This window comes from Bradyrhizobium sp. SZCCHNGR1005 (assembly GCF_032489995.1).
GTDB lineage: Bacteria > Pseudomonadota > Alphaproteobacteria > Rhizobiales > Xanthobacteraceae > Bradyrhizobium.
Genome location: NZ_JAUEZC010000006.1, coordinates 319,576 through 337,634, shown reverse-complemented (window position 1 = coordinate 337,634; position 18,059 = coordinate 319,576). Strand labels below are relative to the sequence as shown.

General features: G+C 65.1%; 17 protein-coding genes. 3 read left to right on the top strand and 14 right to left on the bottom strand.

The window, feature by feature from the left end:
* Nucleotides 1-118: 118 nt before the first annotated feature.
* Both QXZ85_RS25255 and QXZ85_RS25250 read left to right on the top strand, forming a co-directional pair.
* A complete protein-coding gene (locus tag QXZ85_RS25255; RefSeq protein WP_315702992.1) occupies nucleotides 119-958 on the top strand; it encodes a protein-disulfide reductase DsbD domain-containing protein in 840 nt (279 codons plus the stop codon).
* Between the two features lie 256 nt (nucleotides 959-1,214).
* Nucleotides 1,215-2,591 (top strand): lipopolysaccharide biosynthesis protein, encoded by a 1,377-nt coding sequence (locus QXZ85_RS25250; RefSeq protein WP_315743910.1) that lies wholly within the window; start codon nucleotides 1,215-1,217, stop codon nucleotides 2,589-2,591.
* A gap of 9 nt (nucleotides 2,592-2,600) precedes the next feature.
* Here QXZ85_RS25250 and QXZ85_RS25245 read toward each other — a convergent pair whose 3' ends face one another.
* Nucleotides 2,601-4,838: a lytic transglycosylase domain-containing protein gene (locus QXZ85_RS25245; RefSeq protein ID WP_315730792.1), complete on the bottom strand. Its 2,238-nt coding sequence runs from the start codon at nucleotides 4,836-4,838 to the stop codon at nucleotides 2,601-2,603.
* 265 nt (nucleotides 4,839-5,103) lie between these two features.
* Between QXZ85_RS25245 and QXZ85_RS25240 the strand changes: the two genes are divergently transcribed.
* Entirely contained in the window at nucleotides 5,104-5,757 is a 654-nt protein-coding gene (locus QXZ85_RS25240; RefSeq protein WP_315702988.1) for a L,D-transpeptidase, read from the top strand.
* A gap of 42 nt (nucleotides 5,758-5,799) precedes the next feature.
* Here QXZ85_RS25240 and QXZ85_RS25235 read toward each other — a convergent pair whose 3' ends face one another.
* The 13 genes from QXZ85_RS25235 to cysG all read right to left on the bottom strand — a co-directional run bounded on the left by QXZ85_RS25235 (nucleotide 5,800) and on the right by cysG (nucleotide 17,912).
* Nucleotides 5,800-6,054: a SemiSWEET transporter gene (locus tag QXZ85_RS25235; RefSeq protein WP_315702987.1), complete on the bottom strand. Its 255-nt coding sequence runs from the start codon at nucleotides 6,052-6,054 to the stop codon at nucleotides 5,800-5,802.
* A 265-nt stretch (nucleotides 6,055-6,319) separates the two neighbouring features.
* A complete protein-coding gene (locus QXZ85_RS25230) occupies nucleotides 6,320-7,111 on the bottom strand; it encodes a 3-hydroxybutyrate dehydrogenase (protein WP_315702986.1) in 792 nt (263 codons plus the stop codon).
* A 6-nt stretch (nucleotides 7,112-7,117) separates the two neighbouring features.
* The gene (locus tag QXZ85_RS25225; RefSeq protein ID WP_315702985.1) at nucleotides 7,118-8,296 is read right to left on the bottom strand and encodes a patatin-like phospholipase family protein; all 1,179 of its coding nucleotides are present in this window, start codon (nucleotides 8,294-8,296) and stop codon (nucleotides 7,118-7,120) included.
* A gap of 115 nt (nucleotides 8,297-8,411) precedes the next feature.
* Nucleotides 8,412-8,924: a CAP domain-containing protein gene (locus QXZ85_RS25220; RefSeq protein WP_315730790.1), complete on the bottom strand. Its 513-nt coding sequence runs from the start codon at nucleotides 8,922-8,924 to the stop codon at nucleotides 8,412-8,414.
* A 394-nt stretch (nucleotides 8,925-9,318) separates the two neighbouring features.
* Nucleotides 9,319-10,353 carry a sulfate ABC transporter ATP-binding protein gene (locus tag QXZ85_RS25215; protein ID WP_316174980.1) on the bottom strand — a complete coding sequence of 345 codons (1,035 nt, stop codon included), beginning with the start codon at nucleotides 10,351-10,353 and terminating at the stop codon, nucleotides 9,319-9,321.
* Nucleotides 10,343-11,251: a sulfate ABC transporter permease subunit CysW gene (gene cysW, locus QXZ85_RS25210; RefSeq protein WP_315702982.1), complete on the bottom strand. Its 909-nt coding sequence runs from the start codon at nucleotides 11,249-11,251 to the stop codon at nucleotides 10,343-10,345. The genes QXZ85_RS25215 and cysW overlap by 11 nt, the downstream gene beginning before the upstream one ends.
* A gap of 9 nt (nucleotides 11,252-11,260) precedes the next feature.
* The gene (cysT, locus tag QXZ85_RS25205; RefSeq protein ID WP_315702981.1) at nucleotides 11,261-12,097 is read right to left on the bottom strand and encodes a sulfate ABC transporter permease subunit CysT; all 837 of its coding nucleotides are present in this window, start codon (nucleotides 12,095-12,097) and stop codon (nucleotides 11,261-11,263) included.
* A gap of 34 nt (nucleotides 12,098-12,131) precedes the next feature.
* The gene (locus tag QXZ85_RS25200) at nucleotides 12,132-13,121 is read right to left on the bottom strand and encodes a sulfate ABC transporter substrate-binding protein (RefSeq protein WP_315768803.1); all 990 of its coding nucleotides are present in this window, start codon (nucleotides 13,119-13,121) and stop codon (nucleotides 12,132-12,134) included.
* A gap of 139 nt (nucleotides 13,122-13,260) precedes the next feature.
* Nucleotides 13,261-13,986, bottom strand: coding sequence for a phosphoadenylyl-sulfate reductase (locus QXZ85_RS25195; RefSeq protein WP_315702979.1), 726 nt, complete (start codon nucleotides 13,984-13,986; stop codon nucleotides 13,261-13,263).
* Entirely contained in the window at nucleotides 13,983-14,501 is a 519-nt protein-coding gene (locus QXZ85_RS25190) for a DUF934 domain-containing protein (protein ID WP_315702978.1), read from the bottom strand. Before QXZ85_RS25190 ends, QXZ85_RS25195 begins: the two co-directional genes overlap by 4 nt.
* Nucleotides 14,488-16,143 carry a nitrite/sulfite reductase gene (locus QXZ85_RS25185; RefSeq protein ID WP_315702977.1) on the bottom strand — a complete coding sequence of 552 codons (1,656 nt, stop codon included), beginning with the start codon at nucleotides 16,141-16,143 and terminating at the stop codon, nucleotides 14,488-14,490. The genes QXZ85_RS25190 and QXZ85_RS25185 overlap by 14 nt, the downstream gene beginning before the upstream one ends.
* A gap of 14 nt (nucleotides 16,144-16,157) precedes the next feature.
* On the bottom strand, nucleotides 16,158-16,481 hold the full coding sequence (locus QXZ85_RS25180) for a DUF2849 domain-containing protein (protein WP_315702976.1): 324 nt from the start codon (nucleotides 16,479-16,481) through the stop codon (nucleotides 16,158-16,160).
* Nucleotides 16,482-17,912, bottom strand: coding sequence for a siroheme synthase CysG (gene cysG / locus QXZ85_RS25175; RefSeq protein WP_315768801.1), 1,431 nt, complete (start codon nucleotides 17,910-17,912; stop codon nucleotides 16,482-16,484).
* Nucleotides 17,913-18,059 lie beyond the last annotated feature (147 nt).

The window sequence follows — 18,059 nt, the reverse complement described above, 5'->3', positions numbered from 1 at the left end:
TTCAGATCATCCTGATATTGGGATGGGGTTCTGTCAATCAAGGCCGGCGTTCACACTGGCTTTTTCGCTCACAACCAATTCAATGGTTTAGGCCTGCACTCAGCATTAGAGACGTCTCATGACCGCGTTCGTTCCAGTTCATGCCCGCCGCGGATTCGCCGCGGCGCTGCTCACCTCTTGCCTGGCTGTCGGCGCCTCGGCGCAAGACGCCTCACCGTGGCAGCGCGAGGGCCATTCCGCGGTGCGACTGCTCGCAGGCTCGCGCAGCGGCAACGTGCTGCTGGGCGGTATCGCCTTCCAGCTGCAACCGGGCTGGAAAACCTATTGGCGGACGCCAGGCGATTCCGGCGTGCCCCCGCGGTTCGATTTCTCGGCGTCGGAGAATGTCGAGGCGGTGACGGTTCTGTGGCCGGCGCCAACCAAGTTCGACGATGGTGCCGGCGGCCATTCACTCGGCTACCACGACCAGATCGTGCTGCCGCTACGCATCGTCGCCAAGAGCACGGACAAGCCCGTGACGCTGCGTGCGGACATCAGCTACGCGGTGTGCGAGCGGATCTGCATTCCGGTCGACGCCAAGGTCGATCTCGCCTTCACCAGCGTTGCGAGTACCGAGGACGGCGCGCTCTCCGCGGCGCTCGACGCCGTGCCGAAGCCGGCCAATGTCGGCGATCCCAACCCGCTGACGATCCGCGACGTCAAGCGCGACGGCCCGTCCAATGTCATTGTCGACGTGGTGACGCCCGACCCGAAGAACGTCAATCTGTTCGTGGAGGGACCGACGCCGGAATGGTCGCTGCCCGTTCCTGCTCCCGCCGAGCACAGTCCGCCGGGCGTGAAACGTTTCACGTTCGCGCTGGACGGCGTGCCGCCGGGCACCAAGCCCGACGGCGCGGCGCTGAAATTCACGCTGGTCGGCGCGGACAAGGCTTACGAGTTCAACGTCAACCTGCCGTGACCGTGAATCGGACGATCGCTGCACCACCCTCAGCTGTCGTCCCGGCGAACGCCGGGACCCGTACGCCGCGGCCGCCAAGACGAAATCGACTGGTCGACTTCATCCTTCTTCATCCTTAAACAACAACATTCCGTGGTTATGGGCCCCTGCTTTCGCAGGGGCGACAACATGGCTCGATCCAACCGAATCTTAACGGCCGGTTGATACAGACGCGGATCGCCGCCCTCTCGCGCGGACATGACAGTGGACCGCAGCCGTGGCCGTGATGGACACCGAACACCAACCCGCAGAAGCTGGCCTGATCGCGCGGCTCAAGGCGAGGCTTCGCTTAGCCGGTGACGGTAGCGATGCCTCGCTCACCCGCCGTTTGGCGGGACTGATCTTCCTCATTCGCGTCATCAGCGCGGGCCTCGCCTATCTGTCGCAGATCCTGCTGGCGCGCTGGATGGGCGGCGCGGACTACGGCATCTACGTCTATGTCTGGACCTGGGTGCTGCTGCTCGGCAGCATGCTCGATTTCGGCCTCGCTTCCTCGGCGCAGAAGCTGATCCCAGATTATCGCGCCCGCGGCGCGCAGGCGCATTTGCGCGGCTTTCTCTCCGGCAGCCGCTGGCTGACCTTTGCGACGTCCTCATTCGCGGCACTGCTGCTCGCCGGCCTCGTCCATCTGCTCTCGCCCTGGATCGATGCGAACGAGGTCATGCCGCTCTACGTCGGCTGCGCCACCCTGCCGGCCTTCGTGGTCGCCAACACGCAGGACGGCATCGCCCGCTCGCATGACTGGATGACGCTCGGGCTGATGCCGCAATTCATCATCCGGCAAAGCCTGATCATCGGCTTTACCGCAGGCATGGTCGTGCTCGGCCTGCAGCTCGGCGCCACCGCCGCGATGCTCGCCAGCGCAGCTGCCGTGTGGCTCGCGATGATCGGACAGATGATCGCGCTCAATCGCAGGCTCGGTGGCCACATCGAAGCGGGCGCGAAGGCCTACGATGTCGGCGGCTGGCTTGCGGTCTCGCTGCCGATCCTGCTGGTCGAGGGCTTCTATCTGCTGCTGTCCTACACGGACGTGCTGGTGCTGCAGCAATTCCGTCCCTCCGAGGAGGTCGGCGTCTATTTCGCGGTGGTGAAGACCTTGGCGCTGGTGTCGTTCATCCACTATGCGATGTCCGCCACCACGGCACATCGCTTTGCCGAATATCACGCGCAAGGCGACACCGCGCGGCTGTCGGCCTATGTCGCGCACGCCATCAGCTGGACGTTCTGGCCCTCGCTCGCCGCGACGCTGACCCTGCTCGCGCTCGGCGAGCCGCTGCTCTGGCTTTTCGGGCCACAGTTCACGGCCGGCTACGACATCATGTTCATCGCCGCCATCGGGCTCGTGGTGCGTTCGGCGATCGGCCCGGTCGAGCGCCTGCTCAACATGCTCGGCCATCAGCACGTCTGCGCGCTCGCTTATGCGTCCGCCTTCGTCATGAACCTGGTGCTGTGCATCGTGCTGGTGCCACGCTTCGGCGGCCATGGCGCCGCGGCCGCGACGTCATTGTCGCTGACGTTCGAGACCGCGCTCCTGTTCTGGATCGTCAAGCGCCGGCTCGGCCTGCACGTGCTGGCGTTCGGCGGCCGCCGCTAACTACGCCGCTTACGGCGGCGGCAGCGCCTGCGCCGAGGAGACCATCCCCGAGCCAGCCGCGCGCGCCACCGTGCTCTGCTCCTGGTCGCGCTTTGCGACCTCGATGGCCTCGAACCGCGCGCGGTAGACCTGCACATTCTCGATCACGCGCTGGACGTAGTTGCGGGTTTCGGCAAACGGAATCCGCTCCACCCAATCGACCGGATCGACGGCGGGATCGCGTGGATCGCCATGCTGCTTGACCCAGTCCTGCACGCGGCCGCGGCCGGCATTGTAGGCGGCGAAGGTCATGATGTGAGAGCCCTTGTATTCGCGGAGCAGCGCGCTCAGCTCGGCCGCCCCCATCTGGGTGTTGTAGACGGGATCCGACACCAGCCGGTCCCAGTCATAGCCGACGCCGAACCGCTTGGCCGTGTCGCGTCCGGCTTCCGGCGTCACCTGCATCAAGCCGACCGCGTTGGCCGACGAGCGGTCGCGCTGGTCGAATGCGCTCTCCGTGCGCGCCACCGAATAGATGACGCTGCTGTCGATGGCGAGGCCGATCGGCTTGTGCTCGGGGATCCCGATCGTCGGGAACGCGAAATGGTCCATCGCAAGTCCGCGCGCCAGGGCCGTCTTGCCGATCTGCAGCATCGCGCGCGCATCGTTGTGGCGGCCGGCCAGCGCGCCGAGCGCGACCAGCGCCGGGACATCCGTGCTCTGCTCCGCCAGATCGGTCACGAAGCTCAGCACGACGTTCTGCTCATTGAGCCTGTAGAGCATCTCCGCCGCGCGCACCCGCTCGTCCGCAGGCGCAGCATCGTCGTCCGGCCCGGCTTGCGGAGCGCGGAGCTCGACGCCGTCGAGCCCGAGCTTGGCCCGTGCGAGCTGGCCGTAATAGGCGGTGCTGTAGCGTGCCGCGGCTTGATAGGCCGCGTGCATGGCCTCCGCGTCGCCGATCGCTTCCGCCGCACGGCCCCGCCAGTAATTGGCGCGCGCCAGCACGATGGGATTGACCGATCCCTCGTCGACATGGGCGAAATGCGCGCGCGCCGTCTCGGGCTCGTTGAGGTAGCGCAGAGCGATCCAGCCGGCCAGGAAATGCCATTCGGCGCGGTAATACTCGTTCTGCGGAGGCGCGGCCTGGCGCGCGACCTGATAGGCCTCCTTGAACTGTCCGAGGTCGAGCAGCTTGCGCGCCAGCACACGGCGTGAGCGCCACCATTCATCCGTGTCCTGCAGCGCCATCGTCGCGCGCGGCGCCGTCAGCATCAGCTGCGTCGCATCGGCGATGCGGTCGTGGCGCATCAGCCACTGGATGCGACACAGCACATAACCGAGATCGCTACGCGCAGCCGCCGGCACGTCGTCGAGCAGGCCAGGCGCCTTCTTCTCGTCGCCCTTGACGGCAAGGCACGCCTTGACGATGGAGACCTCGTCGCCGCCAAGCCGATGGGCCGCGCGCATCGCTCCTGAAAAATCCTTTGCGCCGAGCCGCCGATCCATCCGCGCCCGGTGATCCTCGCTCGCGAGCAGCGCGCCGAAGCCCTCGATCACATCCGCTTCGGTGCGCTCGGAGAGATCCTCCGACTGCCAGACCTTGCGGACCCATCGTGCGGCCGCATCGGCATCGCCTTCGGCGAGAAGAACCCGCGCCAGCGCCAGGCGTCCCTTTGCGCTGGCCGGTCGATCGCCGATGAAATCGCGCACCGTCGCCGCGTCGCTCTTCTGCTGCCAAAGGCAGGCTTCGGCGCGCCGCCGCATCAGGCTGACATTCGGCCAGGCTGGATTGTCGCGGATGAAAGCCGCGTAGCGGCTGAAGTTCGCCATGGACTCCGAGTGCCGCAACATGAACCATTCGACGAGCTTGCGTGCAGCAGGATCCTCGATCGTCTTCGCGACGGCGCTCGCATCGCTCGTCTTGCCCTTGCGCGTCAGCTCGAAGACCGACTTGACCGCAGCGAGGTCTCCCGACAGCGGCGGGCTCGCAGGCGCTTCGGCAGCGGCGCTGACCGGCGCAGCCACGGCGGAACGGCTGGCTTCGCTGGGCTTGCGTTTGCGCTCCTGCTTATGGGCAAGCTCGGGTCGATGTCGCGCGGCCGCTTTCGTGGCAGCCTTCTTCGCATGCGGCCTTTGCACGGAAGCGGGATGCTGTTGGGCTCCGTGCTGCCGCGGCCGAGCGAGCGCTTCGCTCGACAGCTCCGCGACCATGGCCAAGGCCGCGACAAAGCTCAGGACACAGGCCAGCAACCAACGCAATGGGTTCATGCTCTGATCCCCCGCGAACCGGCCGGCAGGCTCGCGGGAGTGACGCCCCCGCCGGCAGGGTTTGCACGAACGCTATCATGCCGGCGGCCCGCGACTGTCGCATGGCCGCAACACTTGGCTGCGAAAGCGCGAAGTTCCCCGATCACGCAACCGTGGATATATTAGTCTTGATTTAGGCACGATTGAGACAGCAAATGGTCGGGTCGCAAGAGTGCCGCCGATGCTGCGTGGACTTCGGAAAGTAGGCACGAGGGGAGAACGGGCGATGTCGAGATCGGGGCTGGCATTTGCGCTGGCAGGGTTGTTGCTGCTTGGCGGCTGCATGCAGGCGACGCTGTCGCCGTCCTCGGAAGCCAATTTCACGCCGCGCGACCGCCAGCTTCTGGCAAATCCGCCCTATGCGGAAGCCAAGATCCCCGAGCAGTTCCAGCGCCACATCGTCGACTCTGACCGCAAGGAGCCCCCGGGCACGATCCTGGTCGATACCGACGCGCGCTATCTCTATTACTTCCTGCCCGACGGTAAGGCGATCCGCTACGGCGTGGCGGTCGGCGAGGAAGCGATGGCCTTTTCCGGCACGGCGACGGTGGGCAAGATGGCGGAATGGCCGGATTGGGTTCCCACGGCCGATATCCAGGCCCGGCTCGGGCCGTATCCGAAACGGGTTCCCGGCGGCCCCGCCAACCCGCTCGGCGCGCGCGCCATCTATCTGTATCAGGGCAACAAGGACACGCTGTACCGGATCCACGGCACCAATCAGCCGGAATATATCGGCCAGGCGATCTCCTCCGGCTGCATCCGCATGACCAATACCGACGTGGCCGACCTCTACAACCGGGTGAAGGAGGGCTCCACCGTGGTGGTGCTGCCGCCCGGGGCCAGCACCACCAGCAGCCTGTTCGGCGGCCACCGCATCTGATCGGTGGCGCCCTCGCGGGTTCAAGCTTGAAGACCCGTCGCGTCAGCCATAGCGCAGCTTCAGCGCCAGGATGGTCGCGACCAGGCCCAGCGTGATCAGGTTGGCGACCACCAGCGGCAGGTCACCGATCAGCGCGCCATAGAGCAGCCACATCGAATTGCCGGTGGTCTGCAGGATGAACATCCCGACCGAGATGTCATGGGTCGAGCGCGTGCGCCACGCCTTCACCACCTGCGGCAGGAATGAGCTCGTGGTGCAGATCGCTGCCAGAAGGCCGATGAGGGTGACGATGAGCAAGGCCGAATCCTGTTCGCGTTTCTTCCGACGCTTGTAGGACGGGTGGAGCGAAAGCGAAACCTATCATCGAGAGGATCGGTTGGTTTCGCCTCCACCTTTCACTGAGATGCTTCCGCCGACAAATCGCTCCCCCTCTTCCGTCATTGCGAGGAGCGAAGCGACGAAGCAATCCTGATTCTTACGTCAAGCCTGGATTGCTTCGCTTAGCTCGCAATGACGTGACGGCTGAGGTCGCCCCCGAAGGATGGCCGAACGTTTGCTCGCCCTACTCCGCGGTCCAGCCGCCGTCGATCGAGAGGTTGCTGCCGGTGATCTGCGCGGCATCGTCGCTGCACAGGAACAGCGCCAGCGCCGCGACCTGCTCGACCGTGACGAACTGCTTGGTCGGCTGGGCGTCGAGCAGCACATCGTTGATGACCTGCTCGCGGGTGAGATTGCGCGCCTTCATCGTATCGGGAATCTGCTTCTCGACCAGCGGCGTCCAGACATACCCTGGCGAGATGCAGTTGCAGGTGATCTTGTGGGTGGCGAGCTCCAGCGCCACGGTCTTGGTGAGGCCGGCGATGCCGTGCTTGGCCGAGACATAAGCCGATTTGAACGGCGAGGCGACCAGCGAGTGCGCTGACGCGGTGTTGATGATGCGGCCCCAGCCCCGCTTCTTCATGAGCGGTACCGCGGCGCGGATGCCGTAGAACGCGGAGGAGAGATTGATCGCGATGATCGTCTCCCACTTCTCCGGCGGAAACTCTTCGACCGGCGAGACGAACTGGATGCCGGCATTGTTGACGAGGATGTCGACCGAGCCGAAGCTCCTCTCACCGAGCGCAACCATCTCGGCGATCTCGGCCGGCTTGGTCATGTCGGCCGGCGAATGAACCGCCTTGACCTTGAACTCGCTCTCGATCGCGCTGCGTTCCTTCTCGATATCGGCGGGCGCGCCGAAGCCGTTCAGCACGACATTGGCGCCGGCGCTGGCAAAGGCCCGCGCATAGGCCAGCCCGATGCCGCTGGTCGAGCCGGTCACCACGGCCGTCTTGCCCGCGAGATTCGTCGTCATGTCGCTTCACTCCTTTTTGCTGGCAGCTAGATCGCCGTCATGCGTGAGATCGTAAGTGACCATGGTCTCGCCGGATTGCGGCCGCTCCAGCCACTCCTTGTGGCGCATCGACTGATGGACGTCGCGCACGCCGGCCTCCCAATGCTCGAGCATGGCGACATGGGAGAAATCGTAATCCTTCGACGAGGTCTCGTAGTTCTTGCTGCGGTAGATCAGGTGCACGACGGTGACGGTGTTCTCCTTCGCCGCCTGGCAGAGCAGCTCGAACGAGGGATCGTTCTTCAGATAATCCGGCAGCTTGGCATAGAGATCGCGCAGCGCTCTGCGCGTGTTGTGGATCATCCGGTTCTTATCGGTGTTCATCCGGGTGCGGCTGGAATAGCGGATATCCTTTTCGCGCTCGGCCGCATCCAAGAGCGTCTTCGGCAGGTCGCCGCGCGCGCTGAACAGATCGGCCTGGAAGATCAGAAGATCGCGATCGGTCTCGGCGTCCAGCACGTAGTCGAGCGGCGTATTGGAGGCGATGCCGCCATCCCAATAATATTCGCCCTCGATCTCGATCGCCGGAAAGCCCGGCGGCAGCGCGCCGGAGGCCATGATGTGCTCCGGCCCGATCAGCTTGCCGCGCTTCCTGAATTCGAAATTGTCGAAATAGACGAAATTGCCCGTGGTGATGCCGACCGCACCGACCGACAGCCTCGTCTTCAGATCGTTGATGCGATCGAAATCGACCAGCCGCTCCAGCGTCTTCTTCAGCGGCGCGGTGTCGTAATAGCTGATCTGCTCCGGGCGATTGGCCGGCCAGAGCTGCACCGGCGGGATGCGCGGGGTGAAGAAGCCCGGCACGCCGAAAGTCGCGATCAGTGCCGCGCTGGCTTCGTTGAACACCGAACGGTGGCGGTCGCCGTTGAGCAGCGGCTTCCACGGCACCGGCGCGGAGACCAGCTGCCAGAACTCCTTCAGCCGCTCGATGCGCTTGTCGCGCTCGTTGCCGGCGATGATCGCCGCATTCACCGCGCCGATCGAGATGCCGGCGATCCATTCCGGCTCGAAATCGAAGTGGCACAGCGCCTGATAGGCGCCGGCCTGGTAGGAACCCAGCGCGCCGCCGCCCTGGAGCACCAGGACACGTTGCGCTTCGGAGGGGGTGGCCGGCGGCGCCGGGAGACAATGATCGGTCGTCATTATCGTCCAAATATCAAAATGCACCGCAGCGTGGCGTCACTTCACAGTGACGTCAATCCCGCCCGCTCGGCAGACCGGGTTCGCCGATGCCGTCACGGAGCGGCCTACACGTCCTTTACGACGGCTGTTTGGTGTCGGGCGCGGCCAGGATCATGGTCCAGAACACCTTGTATTTGGTATTCGGCGCATAGCTCGCGGCAATGCCTATTTTTGTGACACCGCTCTTCAGCATATTGGCCCGATGCGGCGGCGAGTCGCGCCAGCCGGAAAAGGCCTCCGCCAGCGTATGATAGCCGGCCGAGACGTTCTCGACCGCGACGGTCGCCTGGTAGCCGGCGCCGGTCAGACGCTTCGCCAATGGCGCGCGGACGTCATGATCGAGCTTGTTCTTCTCGGCCATGACCTGGGACTGGGATTCGGCGAGCCGCATCAGTTCCGGATCGACCTCGACCGTGGAAAGCCCGTTGTTCTGGCGATATTGCGAGATCATGGTCGCGGCAGCCGCAGCGTCCAGCCGGGCGCCAGCGGCGGCCATGTCGAGATACATCGACGGCGTCTGCACGACCGGGGTCTCGGCCGCGCAGCCTGCAAGCAGGAGCGCAATGAAGAATGCAGCAGCCAAACGCATCAATGAACCAATCCCTATCCCGACACGAGAGGCGGGTTGTTGCACATCAACCGTGGCTGAAAGGTGAATCGGCGGTAAGTTCCATCAGGACAATTAGAACCATTTCCAGAGCCATTTCGGCCGGCAACGCTTCGTCAACCATACGGCTGGCGCGGTCAAGCGTGTTGGGATGAAGTCGATCTGAAGAATTCGGTGTCGTCCCGGCCTTGCACTGGGACCCATACTCCGCGGCGACAACGGGCTCTCGGGAGTATGGGCCCCGGATCGGCGCCCAACAACGCTGCGCGTTGCCGGGCTTGTCCGGGGCGACACCCGTCTTGTTGGGAGCAGTCTCCAATCGCGCGCTACGCGATGAGAGCTCGAGCTCTACGTGCATCGGCGGGTGCACACACCGTCACGCCGCAAAGATCCGATACCGCCGCGGCTTCAGCCCGACCAACTCGCCGACCTTCAGCTCGCGGTCGCGCGGCGCATCGATCTCGATCGTCGCGCCCTCGTTCAGCGCGATCTCGGCACGCTGGACCGGGCCGAAGCTGCGCACATGGGTGACGGCGCCATGCAAGGCGCCGCTGCCGGCTGGCCCGATCTGCATATCGTGGCGGCGGACGAACAGGGTCGAGGCGCCCTGCGCCGCCCCATCGGCGGCGATGTCCAGCGGTCGGCCGTTGAGATTGACGTGGCCCCCGCTGATGTCCACCCGCAGCGCGATGGATTCGCCGATAAAGCCATGCACGAACGCGGTGGCCGGACTGTCGTAGACGTCCGTGGGGGAACCGACCTGCTCGATCCGCCCCTTGTCCATCACCACCACGCGATGCGCGACCTCCAGCGCCTCCTCCTGGTCGTGGGTGACGAAGATCGAGGTGACGTTGATCTCATGATGCAGCGAGCGCAGCCACTTCCGCAGCTCCTTGCGCACCTTGGCATCGAGAGCGCCGAAGGGTTCGTCGAGCAGGAGAATGCGCGGCTCGATCGCGAGTGCGCGCGCCAGCGCGATCCGCTGACGCTGGCCGCCCGACAGCTGGTTCGGATAGCGGTCCGCCAACCAGTCCAGCTGGACGAGGTCCAGCAATTCCTTGACCCGGCGGCGGATCTCGACCTCGCTCTTGCGAATCCTGCGCGGCTGCACCCGCAGGCCGAACGCCACGTTCTCGAACACCGTCATGTGCCGGAACAGCGCGTAGTGCTGAAACACGAAGCCGACATGGCGTTCGCCGGCACCGCGCTCCAGCGCATTCTCGCCATCGAACAGGATCTCGCCGGAGTCGGGCCATTCGAGACCGGCGATGATCCGCAGCAGCGTCGTCTTGCCGGAGCCGGACGGGCCGAGCAAGGCGAGCAACTCGCCATCGGCGACCTTCAGATCGACGCCATCGAGCGCCCTGAACGTGCCGAACGTCTTGACGACGCCTCTCGCTTCAATGGTCACGCGGCGCCTCCCCGTCCAGTTGACGTTCAAGAATGGTCTTGGCGACCAGCGTGATCAGCGCGAGCATCGCCAGCAGCGAAGCGATCGCGAACGAGGCCACCATTTGATATTCGTTGTAAAGGATCTCGACCAGCAGCGGCATCGTATTGGTCTCGCCGCGAATATGGCCCGAGACGACCGACACGGCGCCGAATTCGCCCATCGCGCGCGCGTTGCAGAGCAGCACGCCATACAGCACGCCCCATTTGATGTTCGGCAAGGTGACGCGGAAGAAGGTCTGCAGGCCCGAGGCGCCGAGCGAGATCGCGGCCTCCTCTTCCTGGGTGCCCTGCTCCTGCATCAGCGGGATCAGCGCTCGCGCGACGAACGGAAAGGTGACGAAGACCGTGGCGAGCGCAATGCCGGGAAAGGCGAACAGGATCTGCAGATGATGCGCCTGCAGCCACGGGCCGAAGAAGCCTTGGGCGCCGAACAGGAGCACGAAGACGAGGCCCGAGATCACCGGACTGACCGAGAACGGCAGGTCGATCAGCGTAATCAGAACTGTCTTGCCGGGAAATTCGAACTTGGCGATCGCCCAGGCCGCCGCGAGGCCGCAGACCAGATTGGTTCCGACCGAGACCAGCGCCACCAGCAGGGTCAGCCGGATCGCGGACCAGGCCTCGGGGTCCGCGAGGGCAGCGATATAGGCGCGCATGCCCTTGGCGAACGCCTCCGCGAATACCACCACCAGCGGCAGCACCACGAAAATCGAGAGGAAGGCGATGGCGAGCGTCGTGATGACAATGCGGATCGCCCGCGGCTCGGTGCACGGGTCGCGGCGGGCGGCGTGCAATGCACGCACGCCTTGCGCTGGGGATGTCAGGCCCGTCTGTTGCAAGCTGATCTCGATGCTCATGGCGCGCCCCTAATTTACCGGTGCCCGGCTCTGCGTCCAGCGCTGCAGCCGGTTCACCGCAAGGATGATCAGGAAGGCGACCACGAGCATGACCACGGCGATGGCCGTGGCATCGGCATAACGGAATTCAGACAGCCGGATCACGATCAGGAGCGGCGCGATCTCGGACACGTTCGGCAGGTTGCCGGCGATGAAGATCACCGAGCCATATTCCCCGACGGCGCGGGCAAAGGCCAGCGCAAAGCCGGTCAACAGCGCCGGCGTCAGGCTGGGCAGGATCACCTTGGTGACGATGTGCCAACGGCTGGCGCCGAGGCTCGCCGCAGCCTCTTCGATCTCGGGATCGAGATCGATCAGCACCGGCTGCACCGTGCGCACGACGAAGGGGATGCCGATGAAGATCATGGCAACGAAGATGCCGAGCGGCGTGAACGCGACCTTGATGCCGAGCGCTGCCAGCGGCGCGCCGAGCCAGCCCTTCTGCGCAAACAACGAGGTCAGCGCCACGCCCGCCACCGCGGTGGGCAAGGCGAACGGCACGTCGACGATGGCGTCGAACAGCCGGCGGCCCGGAAAGCGATAACGCACCAGCGCCCAGACGACGATCGTCCCCATGACCAGATTGACGCAGGCCGCGGCGAAAGCGAGCCCGAAGGAGACGCGCAGCGCGCTCAAGGTGCGGCGGCTGGTCACGATGCCCCAGAACTGTTCCAGGCTGAGGTCGGTCGAACGAATGAACAAACCAGCGAGCGGGATCAGGACGATGAGCGACAGCCAGGTCAGCGTCAGTCCCATGGTGAGACCGAAGCCCGGCAAGGTGCTGCGTCGTGGTGAAAGCGCGTTCAAGAAGCCACCAGGCTAAAGTTCCCTCGTCTCCCGATCAGTTCTTATAGATCTGATCGAACATGCCACCTTCCGCGAAGTGGTCTTTCTGCGCCTTGGTCCAGCCGCCCAACAATTCGTCGATGGTGAACAGCTCGACCTTGGCGAACTCATTCTCGTGCTGCTTGGCCACCTCCGGATCGCGCGGACGATAGGAATTGCGTGCGGCGATTTCCTGGCCTTCCTTCGTATACCAGTATTTCAGATAGGCTTCAGCGACTCCACGGGTACCTTTCTTGTCGGCCACCTTGTCGACCACGGCAACCGGCGGCTCCGCCAGGACCGAGACCGAAGGGGCCACGATCTCGAACTTGTTCTTGCCGAACTCCTTGAGCGCCAGATAGGCCTCGTTCTCCCAGGCAAGCAGCACGTCACCGACCCCGCGCTCAACGAAGGTCACGGTGGCGCCGCGCGCGCCGGTGTCGAGCACCGGCACATGCTGGTACAGGTCGGCGACGAACTGCTTGGCCTTGTCGGCCGAGCCGTATTTCTTCAGCGCATAGCCCCAGGCCGCCAAGTAGTTCCAGCGCGCTCCACCCGAGGTCTTCGGATTGGGCGTGATGATTTCGACGCCCTTTTTCAGGAGGTCGTCCCAATCCTTGATCCCTTTCGGATTGCCCTTGCGAACCAGGAACACGATGGTCGAGGTGTAGGGCGACGAATTCTGCGGCAAGCGCTTCTGCCAGTCAGGCGCGATCAGGCCTTTGCCGGCAATCGCATCGATGTCGTAGGCGAGCGCGAGCGTGACGACATCGGCCTGGAGCCCATCGATGACGCTGCGCGCCTGCGCGCCCGAGCCGCCGTGCGACTGCTTGATCTCGACGCTCTTGCCGGTCTCTTTCTGATAGGCCGCAGCGAACGCCTTGTTGAACTCGACATAGAGCTCGCGGGTCGGATCGTAGGAGACATTGAGGAGCGTGATGTCGGCCGCGGAGGCCGAGCCCGCCCAGACCAAAGCCGCAACAACAGCGAGAAGATGCCGCATCATCCAAGCTCTCCATTCCTACTACGATGGCCCAACTGGGCCGGCTACGCCACGTGCGAGCGCGTGGCGCAAGAGGCCGGATGTCGCGGCGCATGTCAACGAAACCGGATTTCCTTGTTGCCGTTCCGGCAGCGCGGTTGTGCTACGAACTAGTGACGGTGTGGATGCCGCATTCGGTCTTGGGTCGGCCGCGCCAACGCCCGGCCCGCGCATCCTCATCCGCCGACGTGCGGCTGGTGCATGGCATGCAGCCGACCGAACGGAATCCGGAGGCGACCAGCGGATGCGGCGGCAGCCTGGCCTCGGCATAGATCGAAGCGACCTCGTCCTGCGAGATATTGGCGAACGGATTGAACTTCAGCCGGCCGCCATCCTGTTCAACGACGGACATCGTCGCACGCACCCCACCCTGGAAGCGCTTGCGGCCATTGATCCAGGCATCGAAAGGCTTGAGCGCCCGTGCCAGCGGCTCGACCTTGCGGATGCGGCAACAGGCGTCGGGATCGGAGAACCACAGATCGTTGTCGGCATCCTGGCGCGCCAGGGCCTCGGCATCGGGCTTGATCGAGCGCACGTCGCGGAGGCCAAGACGCTCGATCAGCGTATCGCGATAGGCGAGCGTTTCCGCGAACAGATGTCCGGTGTCGAGGAAGACGACGGGGATCGCCGGATCGACGTCCGCCACGACCTTCAATAGCGCCGCCGACTCCGTGCCGAACGACGAGACCACCGCAAGCCGCTCGCGCCCCACCAGGTCGAGCGCGGCCGCGATCACCTCGCGCGGCGCAGCCGTGCGAAGCGCGGCGTCGAGCTTGCTTGCCGACGGCGCATCATCGGCGATCCGGTCAGGCGCGACATGGGCGTTCATAGGCCGGCGCTCTCCGAATGGCGCAGCTGCATGCGCTGATGCAGCGCGGACAGGCGGCCGTCGCCGGTCGGCTGATAGAACACCGAATAGCGCTTCACCGTCTCGGTGAAGGCCTCGGCATCCGCCTGCTTCTTGACTTCGAACGCATCGAAGCCGGCGCGCAGCATGAACACGAACTGATCGCGCAGCACCTGCCCGGTCGCGCGCAGCTCGCCGCGATAGGCATAGCGCTCGCGGAGCAGCCGCGCCTGGCTGTAAGCGCGTCCGTCGCGGAAGGTCGGAAACACCAGCGCGATCACCGCCAGGCGGCCGAGATAGGGCACGAGATCGTCGACGTCGCGGTTGTTCGGCCAGAGCACGCCGAGCTTGCCGGCTGCACGGGTCAGCAGGCCCTCGGGATCGCTGAGAAAGCGCTTCGCCGTCACCAGCAGCGCGCCCTGCTCCGGCAGAGCCGCGTCGTCGGCCACATGGGCGAACGCATCACTGACGATTTTTCCGCCCTTAACGAGTGGCATAGACCCGCTCCCTGAATGGTTCGACGCCGAGCCGCTTCACCGTGTCGACGAACAGTTCGTCCGGATGTGCGCGCAGCGCCAGATAAGCTTCCACGATATCCTCGATCACATCGGCCACCTCGCCATAAGGCACGGCGGGTCCGATCAAGGTGCCGAGCACGGCCCCCTCGTCGGCACGGCCGCCGATCGTGATCTGATAGAACTCCTCGCCGTTCTTATCGACGCCGAGAATGCCGATATGGCCGACATGGTGATGGCCGCAGGCATTGATGCAGCCGGAGATGTTGATGTGCAGCCGGCCGATCAGGTTGGCGGTCTCGTGATTGGCGAAGCGCCGGGTCAGTTCCTGCGCGATCGGGATCGAGCGCGCATTGGCGAGCGAGCAGTAGTCCAGCCCCGGGCAGGCGATGATGTCGGAGACCAGGTTGACGTTGGGGATGGCGAGCCCGACCTTGTCGAGCGCCTTCCACAGCGCCGGCAGATCGCGTTTCCGGACATGCGGCAGCGCCAGGTTCTGCTCATGGCCGACGCGGATCTCGCCGAACGAATATGTGTCGGCGATCTCGGCCAGCGCATCCATCTGCTCGGCGGTGGCGTCGCCCGGAGGGCCGCCGACCGGCTTCAGCGAGATGGTGACGATGGCATAGCCCTGCACCTTGTGCGGAAACACCGAGTTCTTGCGCCAGGCCTCGAATTTCTGGTCATGCGCGGCCTGCTTCAGCTCGTCCGGCATGTGCGGCAGGCTCTCATAGGCCGGGTAGAAGAAGCGGGAGCGGATGTCCTCGATGATGTCGTCGTCGAGTTTCAGCACGCCGTCGCGGATCTGCTGCCACTCCTCCTCGACCTCGGCTGCGAATTTCTCGACGCCGAGCTCATGCACCAGGATCTTGATGCGCGCCTTGTAGATGTTGTCGCGGCGGCCGTACTGGTTGTAGACGCGCAGGATCGCCTCGAGATAGCTCAGGATGTCGTGGCCATGGACGAATGGCTTGACGGTCTTGGCGATGAAGGGCGAGCGGCCGAGGCCGCCGCCGACCATCACCTCGAAGCCGGTCTCGCCTTGCGCATTCTTGATCAGCTTCAAGCCGACGTCGTGGATCTTGATCGCGGCACGATCATGCTCGGAGGCCGTGATCGCGATCTTGAACTTGCGCGGCAGGAACGAGAATTCCGGATGCAGCGTGGTGAACTGGCGCAAGAGCTCGGCCCAGACGCGGGGGTCCTCGACTTCGCCGGGCGCCACGCCCGCCCACTGGTCGGCGGTGACGTTGCGCAGATTGTTGCCCGAGGTTTGCATCGACTGGATGCCGACTTCGGCGAGATCGGCCATCGCATCCGGCAGCTCGGCGAGCTTGATCCAGTTGAACTGGATGTTCTGACGCGTCGTGAAATGGCCATAGCCGCGGTCGTAGCGCCGCGCCACATAAGCGAGCCGCCGCAGCTGGTTCGACGCCAGCGTGCCGTAGGGAATGGCGATGCGGTACATATAGGCGTGCAGCTGCAGATAGACGCCGTTCTGCAGCCGCAGCATCTTGAACTCGTCCTCGGTGAGCTCGCCCGAGAGGCGGCGCCTCACCTGATCGCGGAATTCCGCGACGCGCTCATTGACCAGCGTGCGGTCGATTTCGTCGTAAGCATACATGCGAAAGAAACCTCTTAGACCTGGGCGGCCTGCGCCGGGAGCGTGATGGTGGCGCCCTTCAGGCGGATATGTTCGCGCAGATTGCCGGGTTTGATCGCGCCGTCGTCCTCGATCTCGACCGGGGCGATATAGGGACCGACCGCGCCAACGTCATCGGCGACGGCTTCGACGAGCAGCGCGCGCGCATCATTGACGGTGCGGACGATCGCAGCCTTGGCAAGATCGGTCGACCACTCCTTCGACGCGGTCCGCCAGATCACGGCGCCGTCAGAGGTCCGGTTCGCGGTGACCACCGACGGGCCGGCGATCTTGATCTTCTGTTCGAGCGGAGATGTCATTCAGGCAGGTTCCAGGATGTGCGCGATGACGCGGCTGAGGTTTTGCTGACGCCATGGCGCGGAATGCGCGACCACGTCGCCGATGATGAGGATGGCGGGGCCGCCATCGATCTTGCGAATGAGATCCGGCAATTGTCCGAGCGTGCCGACAGCGGCCTGCGCGTCGGGACGCGTCACCTTGGCGAACACGCCGACCGGCGTCTCCGGCGAGCGCCCCGCCGCAAGCAGCCCGGCGCACACCGAGGGCGCCGCGGTCATGCCCATATAGACCACGACGGTCATTTCGGTGTCGGTCAGCGCCGACCAATCGACGGCTTCGGCGTCGCGGGTCTTGTGCGCGGTGAGGAAGGTGATGCGGCGCGCCTTCTCGCGGAAGGTCAGCGGCACCTCGAAATGCGCGGCAGCCCCTAGCCCTGCGGTGATGCCGGGCACGATCGTGTAGGACACGCCGGCGGCGCGCAGCGCATCGACCTCTTCGCCGCCGCGGCCGAACACATAGGCATCGCCGCCCTTCAAGCGGACCGCGCGCTTGCCCGCGCGCGCCGCCTCGATCAATAGCTTGTTGACGGCGGCCTGGCCGATGCCGGGCTTGCCGATGCGGCGGCCGACCGGCACGCGCGCGGCGTCGCGGCGGATGCGGTCCAGGATTTCCGGCGTGACCAGTTCGTCATAGTAGACGACATCGGCGTCCTGCAGCGCGCGGAGCGCCTTGATGGTGAGAAGGTCGGGATCGCCCGGCCCCGCACCGACCAGCGTGACATGACCTTGGCCGCGGCCGGCATCATCGGCGCCGGCGTAAGCTGCGGGATCGCCGATGCCGTGCAGCGCGGCTTCAGCCTCCGCCTTGCGGCCGCTCAGCACCAACGCGCCGATCGGGCCATCGACGACGCGCTCCCAGAACCGTCGGCGCAGCGGCATCTCGCCGATGCGCGCATTGATCGTCCTTCTGAACTCACCGATGAAAGTGGCGAGATCGCCGATCCGCGCCGGCAGCACCGCTTCGATGGTCTCGCGCATCCGCCGCGCCACCACCGGCGAGGCGCCGCCGGTGCCGATCGCCACCACCACATCGCCGCGATCGACGATCGCCGGAAAGATGAAGGTCGATTGCGCAAGGTCATCCATCACGTTGACGGGCAAGCCGAGCGCCTTCGCACGCAGCGCCATCGCCACGCCGACATCGCCGGCGCCGGCGCAGAACACGGCGATGGCGCCCGCAAGCTCCGCCTCGAGCGGATCGCCGCTGGCGAATTCGATCTGCTTGTCAGGATCGCGCAGGCCGCCGAGATCATGCGCACCGTCGGTCGAGAACCAGCTGATCCGCGCGCCGGCCGCCAGCAGCACCCGCAGCTTGGCATGCGCCAGCTCCCCCGCGCCGACGAGCAGCACGGGGCCGGTCTTCAGATCGAGAAACACCGGCAGATATTGCATTGCGTCCTAGCGTTTCGACTCTTCGGGGTTGACTGGAATTTTTTCCTATATAAGTGTCCGGCACCGGCGGTAAAGAGAAAAATATTTTTCACTCCTTTCCGCGTCGGCCATAGAATTTTCGTCTCGGTAGGCCAGGACTCGCAGCAT